The 7,088-nt window shown below is 43.4% G+C and carries 5 protein-coding genes; 4 read left to right on the top strand and 1 reads right to left on the bottom strand.

What is annotated here, in order from left to right; all coding sequences use genetic code 11:
• Window positions 1-233 precede the first annotated feature (233 nt).
• On the top strand, window positions 234-1,619 hold the full coding sequence (locus QZY95_RS03125; protein ID WP_290919240.1) for an outer membrane homotrimeric porin: 1,386 nt from the start codon (window positions 234-236) through the stop codon (window positions 1,617-1,619).
• Window positions 1,620-1,673: 54 nt separating this feature from the next.
• Here QZY95_RS03125 and QZY95_RS03130 read toward each other — a convergent pair whose 3' ends face one another.
• Window positions 1,674-3,662: a sigma 54-interacting transcriptional regulator gene (locus QZY95_RS03130; RefSeq protein WP_290919242.1), complete on the bottom strand. Its 1,989-nt coding sequence runs from the start codon at window positions 3,660-3,662 to the stop codon at window positions 1,674-1,676.
• Window positions 3,663-4,057: 395 nt separating this feature from the next.
• On the opposite strand from QZY95_RS03130, the gene QZY95_RS03135 reads away from it, so the two are divergent.
• From QZY95_RS03135 to QZY95_RS03145, 3 genes are all read left to right on the top strand, one after another.
• Window positions 4,058-4,945: a dihydrodipicolinate synthase family protein gene (locus tag QZY95_RS03135; RefSeq protein WP_290919244.1), complete on the top strand. Its 888-nt coding sequence runs from the start codon at window positions 4,058-4,060 to the stop codon at window positions 4,943-4,945.
• A gap of 88 nt (window positions 4,946-5,033) precedes the next feature.
• A complete protein-coding gene (locus tag QZY95_RS03140) occupies window positions 5,034-6,209 on the top strand; it encodes an FAD-dependent oxidoreductase (protein WP_290919246.1) in 1,176 nt (391 codons plus the stop codon).
• Window positions 6,210-6,220: 11 nt separating this feature from the next.
• A partial coding sequence (locus QZY95_RS03145; protein ID WP_290919248.1) for a proline racemase family protein occupies window positions 6,221-7,088 on the top strand: 868 nt, incomplete at its 3' end.

Below are 7,088 nucleotides of genomic sequence, written 5' to 3' on the forward strand. Positions count from 1 at the left end.
TCGAGCAATGGCTGGCTTTCCCCTGCCACCTTTGAGTATCGTAATGAACAGTATGACCTTGTGGCTTAACTTGGTGTCCACATTTTCGTTGTAGGATCACTCTGACAGATTATGTCAGAGCTTTTTTTATACGACACGTCTTGAAAGGGACTAAGTAATCACAAAGATATAATACAGACTAAAGTGATAGGAGGATATTGTCTGAAAAGATGTCATTACGCCAAGGAGTTACAATGAAAAAGCTAGGTATCATCTTTGCTGTTTTTTTGATCTGCATAACGGCTTCTTCTCAAGTTCTTGCTGTAGAATTTGAAGCTAGTGGAACATTTTATAACATTGTTCAATTTTTACAGCATTCTCAATATCAAAATAATGATGACACAAATAACTTTACTGTGCTTCAGCGTTTTAGATCTCAAATTGAGATAATTGCTAACGAGATGCTTTCAGGCATGGCGTATTTTGAAATCAATCACAAATGGGGACAAGATCCGGGTGGGGACAAGTACGGACGTAACTCCGGTGGGGACATAGGAACTGATGGAGTAGGCGTTATGACAAAACGACTTTTCCTTCATTTGAATATCCCCTACTCACAGTTTGCTATTTATGCTGGTTTGCAAGGTGTGACATACCCTGGCACTGTAGCTGGTTCTGTAATCTTTGATGATGATGTAGCCGGAATTCTTGCAACATACGGCCATGCTAAAGAATTTAGTGGTGTTTTAGGCTGGCTGAGACCTTTCGAAGTAGACACTGCTGATGAACAGCCTGTAACGACTCACAACAACATGGATATGTTTCTACTCTCATTGTACTTCCAGCCTAAACACATCAGTGTAAACCCATATTTCTCTTATTCTCCCCTTGGAGAAAACGTAAAATTTGGGAGTCCTAACTACACATATGATGTAGGTCCATCCCTCGGGCTTGATAATAATTTTGTAAATGTTGAACGCACCGAAAATGCGGATGTTTTCTGGGCTGGTATAGCCGTTATGGGAGATTATTCGGACTTCAAATTTATGTTCGACGGTATCTACGGTAATCTTGATGCAAATCGCGCTGCAAGACGAAGTGGCTGGTTCACTGCCGGTAAGATTAGCTACATGTTTGAAAATGTAACAGCAGGAATACTCGGTTGGTGGGCGTCCGGTGATGGAAGTAATGCACATGTAAGTGGTTCAGGGCGTATGCCGTTTGTAACTGCGGGTTGGCTTATCAGTAATTTCGGCTTTGATGATACGTATGCGAATGAAACGGGTAACCGCATTGCTGACGCCACAGGTAAAATTGGTGCTGGAGTTGTACTCGAAGATTTTAATTATGTTGATTGGATGACACAGGAATTAAAAGTTATTGGAATGTGGGGAACTAACAGCTCCAGCATTGTTGAAAATGGGCATCTTTCAAACCCAACCTCAAAGTTGGCGAAGTATATGACAGATAAAGATTTTGCTCTTGAGGTTAACTACGAAGCTACCATCAAACTTTATGAGCAGTTGGAAGTTATTCCTTCTGTTTCCTATATTCATTTAGATCTTGATGAAAGCACGTGGGGGATTTCTAATGTCCAAGATTGTTGGCGTGTGGCCTTGGTTACTAAATTTACATACTAAGTAAAAAGCAGCTCAAAACGAGCTGCTTTTTTTGTATTGATAAAGACTAGATGGTTATTTTGCCCCATTTGACGACAGATTAAATTTACGAATCTGCCTGTACAAGGTTGTCCGTGCAATACCTAGCTCTTTTGCTGTGTTGCTAATATTGCCATGGTTGTTTGCGAGAGCCCGCTTAATAATTTCATAACTAGCTTTTTCTAAAGAAACGCCCTTTGTTTTATTCGGTATTTTACGATCAGAGATATGATCCGGTAAATGCTCTCTTCTGATGACGCCATCAGGCGAAACGAGCAGAGCCCGTTCACATACGTTGTCCAACTCTCGGATATTCCCCGGCCACTGGTAGTCTTGTAATGCAGCCATAGCATGTTTTGTCACAGTCGGTGATACCGGCATCGCTTCTTTACTTTGCCGTTCGAGGATATGCCGTGCTAACGTAGGGATATCATCCCGTCGTTCCCTAAGAGGTGGAATAGTTATTTCCACAACATTTAAACGGTAGTATAAATCTTCACGGAAAGAACCTTGCTCAATTGCATGCTTTAAATCTGTATTCGTTGCAGCAATAATGCGCGCGTTTACAGCTGTTGGCTTTGTATCACCGATTCGTGTCACCTCGCGTTGTTGGAGCGCACGCAGCAGCTTAGCCTGCATTTCAAGGGGCAGACTGTTTATTTCATCTAAAAAGAGTGTTCCGTGGTTTGCCAGTTCAAACTTCCCTACCATCCCTTTGCTTCTTGCCCCTGTAAAGGCCCCACCTACATAGCCAAATAATTCTGATTCAATAAGATCGCGTGGAATTGCTGCACAAGAGATCGCAACAAACGGTCCCGTTCGTAAGAGACTGCCATTGTGAATAGCTTGAGCAAAAAGTTCTTTTCCTGTCCCGCTTTCACCCGTCAAAAGAATACGGGAACCTGTTGTTGCGGCGCGTCTTGCTAATTCGACTTGCTGAACAAATTGGGAACTGTCTCCCTTGATATCACTGAAGGAGTATTTGGCGTAATTCCCTCCCACTTGCCGTGCAATCTGAATGAGTTGGCTTCTTGGGGTAATCGTAATGGTCGTCCCTACGGTTTCACCGTTGGTCAATCTTGTGGGTATGAGCCTGCACATCATCAATTTTGTATCGTGAGAGCCGCTGAAGGGTATCTCTAATGAAGTGGTAAGTCCCCCTTTTATTGCTAACAGCACCTTATGTTTTTCGTCATGATGAAGGATTGTTTCTACATGTTTTCCAAGTAAGTTAGCATGTCGTAATCCTAACATTTCTACAGCATTCTTGTTTGCATGAGTGATATTCAAATCCGTGTCGATGGCCAGCACTCCCTCTGACAAAGAGTTGTACACTGACGTAAGCATAGAAGAGAGCCTTTGCTCGCTGTATATGAGTCTTTTTTCACGGAAACGTGTTGAAATTGTACTCGCTGCTGCCGTAACCATGGCAAGTGTATGTCTGTTTTTGTTAGGCATATGCCCCGAAATTGTCAGAGAGCCTACAACGTTTTCATGTTCATCATGAATCGGTGCTGAGGAACAAGTCCATCCGTGCAGGTATCTATTGTAATGCTCGCAGCCGCTAATCTGGAGGGGCATGTTTTCGATCATGGACATGCTGAGTGCACTGCCGCCTAATGCTTCAGTTGTACGGATTGCCCCGGGAACGTTATCTCTACGTTCTGCATGGGAAAGAACCGAAGGGTCCCCCACTACCTTCAACAGCAACCCCGGCGTACAAGCTAGTGTCGCTATAAATCCTGTTTCCCGTATGGAAATTTCAACCATATCCATAACAGGTTCGGCAGCTTCCAAGAGCTGGTCGTGCTCCTGAAGAAGTCGCGCCAGTTCTTGTTTAGTCAGAATATTTACAATTGGGGTTGTCTCGGCATTAATGTTTTGTTCCTTACTTATCTGCCATGAATGAAGCACATGCGGCGCTACAACGGAGCTATCAAAGGGAGCCCCTTTGGTGAATTTAATCCATGCATTATGGAGTTGCTGCTGTAATTTTTTGTTCTGAGAACCTTTCGGTTTTGACATATCAAACTCGCGTAAGTGTAGTGAAACGATACAATCCTGCCAGGAACAATGAATTCAAGAGAAAAAAGACATAACACATTAAAAAATAACAATAAATACAATTTCGCTTCTTTTCTTTTTAATTTTGACAGCATTTTTTTGTTTCGTTTCGCTACAACTAACTCCATTTGCAAATAACCATTGTTTCGTTTCGCTACAAAAAAAGAAGAAAACGGCCTTTATTAGTTGATTTTTCAATCAACTTTTACTTGCAAAAAATCTGATAGTTATTGAGCCCCAAGGGATTACGAAGGTAGCGTTATAAACCAAATTGAAAAATTAAGGCTTGGCATATCAATTGCTTAGTTGAGCACAAATGCATTCGTTAAATTTTGAGCTTACAAAAGGAGCAGTTGATGCCTGAGATGCATGGCGTGTTTGTCGTTATGACAACACCTTTTAAAGAAAACGGTGAAATTGATTACGATGGCGCACGGAATAATATTAACTGGTACATAGACTCCGGCGTTCATGGCATTCTTCCTATGGGTGCCACCGGTGAGTTTGCTGCTCTTTCACTTGAAGAGCGTAAAAAATTTACTGAGTTTGTTACCGAAACGGTTGCTGGGCGGATTCCAGTTTGTGTTGGAGCTGTTTCTCAAAATGTCAGCACAACACTTGATGTTATGGAACACGCACATTCAATAGGCGCAGACGGCGTTATGTGCATTGTCCCTCCAGGATTGGGAGTCAATCAAGAAGAGGCTTATGCTTTCTTTAAAGAAATCTCCGACCACGCTCAATTGTCAGTCATGGTCTATAACAACCCGGGAAGCTCTGGTGTTGATCTTGAGCCGGCAACTTTGGACAAGATATTAGACCTCCCTCATATGGATTATATAAAAGAATCCACAGGCGATATTAAACGTCTATCTCTCATCAAAGATACCATGGATGACAAGGTTACTATTTTCTGCGGCTGTGAAGATATGGCAATGGAGTCATTTCTCATGGGAGCTCAAGGCTGGGTTTGTGTATTAGCAAATATTGCTCCTGCTCTCTCTGCTAAACTTTTTGAGCTTGTAACCGTAGAGAAAGATTTTGATGCTGCATGGGAGCTGTATCGAAAAGTACTCCCTATGCTCCGCTACATCGAAGGTTCAGGAAAGCTTTGGCAGGTCACAAAGTACGCCATGGATATTCAAGGCCACTGTGGCGGGTATAGCCGTTCTCCACGTCTTCCGCTTACCGCACAAGAACAAGCCGATATTAAAGAAATCCTCAATGCTAACCCATTGTACTAAAGCACTCTCTGTTACAGATGCTGGGTATGCTCTTTAATCCGGCATCTGTAGCAGAACAACTTAATGTTTTTAGTAGCAGGAACTCCTGATGAATAAACACGAACATGCAGATGCAGTAGTCATTGGTGGAGGCGCCATCGGAACTGCTGTTGCATATTTTCTGGCAAAATCCGGAATAAAAGCGACTCTTGTTGAACGCGGTGAATTCCCGTGGGGAAGCAGCAAGCGATGTGACGGCCATGTTGCAACATACGATAGCGAACCAGGGTATTTTAGCAGGTTTTGCAACGCTGGCTTAACTATGTTTCCTGAAGTTGCAAAAGACCTATCTGTTGACTTTCACTTTGAGCCTGAAGGGCTTGGACTGCTTGTCGATAACGAGGATGACCTTGAGCAAGCCTATAAAAATTATGAGGGCAAATTAAAAGAAGGCTCTCCTGTATCTTTCTGGGATCAAAAAGAACTTCGAGAGAATGAGCCTAACGTCGCAGACAGGGTTTTAGCATGTATCAATTTTGAAGGTGACGCAAAACTTAACCCTATGAAACTCGCATTTGGCCTTGCACATAAAGCTCAAGAGTTAGGTGCTACATTACACACTCATACATCCGTTGTTGGAATTGATACTCAAGAGAACAGTGTCAAAGCAGTTCGAACAACATCGGGAACTATTTTTACAAAGAACGTGATCAATGCATGCGGAGTCTGGGCGCCTTCAATCAGCGCTTTAGTAGGTATTGATGTACCTATTCGACCACGGCAGGGACAGATTTTAGTAACAGAACGCGTTCAATCGTTAGTGGGGAAAAATTACGCAGAATTTGGGTATCTTGCCGCAAAAAAAGGCAAGAAACGTTTAGGAGTCACACCTGAAATGGATAACTACGGCGTGGCATTTGTTACGGAACCTACTGAAGCGGGGACTGTCCTGATAGGAAGCAGCCGACGTTTTGTAGGCATGAACGCTGCCCCTGAAATAAAGATACTGCGCTGCATTGCCCAACGAGCAGAATACTTTTTTCCGGCATACAAAAATGCACGGGTAATTCGTTCGTATGCCGGATTGCGACCAGCAACACCGGACGGAAAACCCATCATTTCCCCAACCAAAGTAAAAGGTTTTTTTGTTGCAGCCGGACATGAAGGAAATGGGATTGGACTTTCTCTGATCACAGGCCGCTTAATCTCAGAACTGCTGAATAATAAAGAACCTCTTTTTGACATCGCCCCGCTTCATTTAGATCGCTTTTCATCTTCACGGTAAGGAGAACCGCAATGAAAGTAAGTCATGTTTTTGAAACTGTAGATACACATACAGCAGGCAACTCAACACGGAATATTGTTTCCGGTTTGCCAGAGATCCTCGGGAATACCATGGCTGAAAAAATGGCATATGCAGAAGAACATCTGGACTGGATCCGCACTACTACCATGTGGGAACCGAGAGGTCATAGGAACATGTCCGGAACGTTCCTTGTAGAGCCGTGTCATCCTGAAGCACATATGGGCGTTCTTTTCATTGATGCAGCGGGACATATGCCTATGTGCGGTCACAGTACTATCGGCAGTGTCACAGCCATGCTCGAAACCGGCATGATCCCCATGACAGGAGATCGCACTGAGGTGAATATTGATACGCCCGCAGGACTCATTCGCACGATCGCAACAACTACTGGCGATCGAGTTCATGATGTGACATTTCGGAATGTCCCCTCCTTTCTCTACACTTCCGGAACCATAGAACTGCCTGAATTCGGTGAAATATCTTTTGATTTAGGGTTCGGTGGAAACACATACGCCATAGTTGATGCAAATGACTTTGGACTTGATTTACGCTCCGGCAATCTTGAAAAGATTATCTCCACATCTCAAAAAATTGGTGATGCTGTTCGTAGCTCGGTGGATTTTGTTCACCCTGAGCAGCCGTTTATCAATACCATCACTCATGTACAGTTTTTCTGCCAGCCGGATGATCCTAAATGTAATTACAGGAACTGTGTCATTTTTCTCCCAGACTCCGTCGACAGATCGCCTTGCGGCACTGGCACTTCTGCTCGCGTAGCTTCACTTTTTGCAAAAGGAGAATTGGCTCTCAATGAAGAGTTCATTCACGAAAGCTTTATCGGCACTCAATTTAAGGCAC

Origin of the sequence: Halodesulfovibrio sp. (genome assembly GCF_015482765.1) — a bacterium.
In the GTDB taxonomy this organism is placed as follows: domain Bacteria; phylum Desulfobacterota; class Desulfovibrionia; order Desulfovibrionales; family Desulfovibrionaceae; genus Halodesulfovibrio.

Bases quoted from the DNA above. Each gene is read 5' to 3' on its own strand.
- QZY95_RS03125 (WP_290919240.1), top strand. From the start codon at position 234: ATGAAAAAGCTAGGTATCATCTTTGCTGTTTTTTTGATCTGCATAACG.
- QZY95_RS03130 (WP_290919242.1), bottom strand. From the start codon at position 3,662: ATGTCAAAACCGAAAGGTTCTCAGAACAAAAAATTACAGCAGCAACTC.
- QZY95_RS03135 (WP_290919244.1), top strand. From the start codon at position 4,058: ATGCCTGAGATGCATGGCGTGTTTGTCGTTATGACAACACCTTTTAAA.
- QZY95_RS03140 (WP_290919246.1), top strand. From the start codon at position 5,034: ATGAATAAACACGAACATGCAGATGCAGTAGTCATTGGTGGAGGCGCC.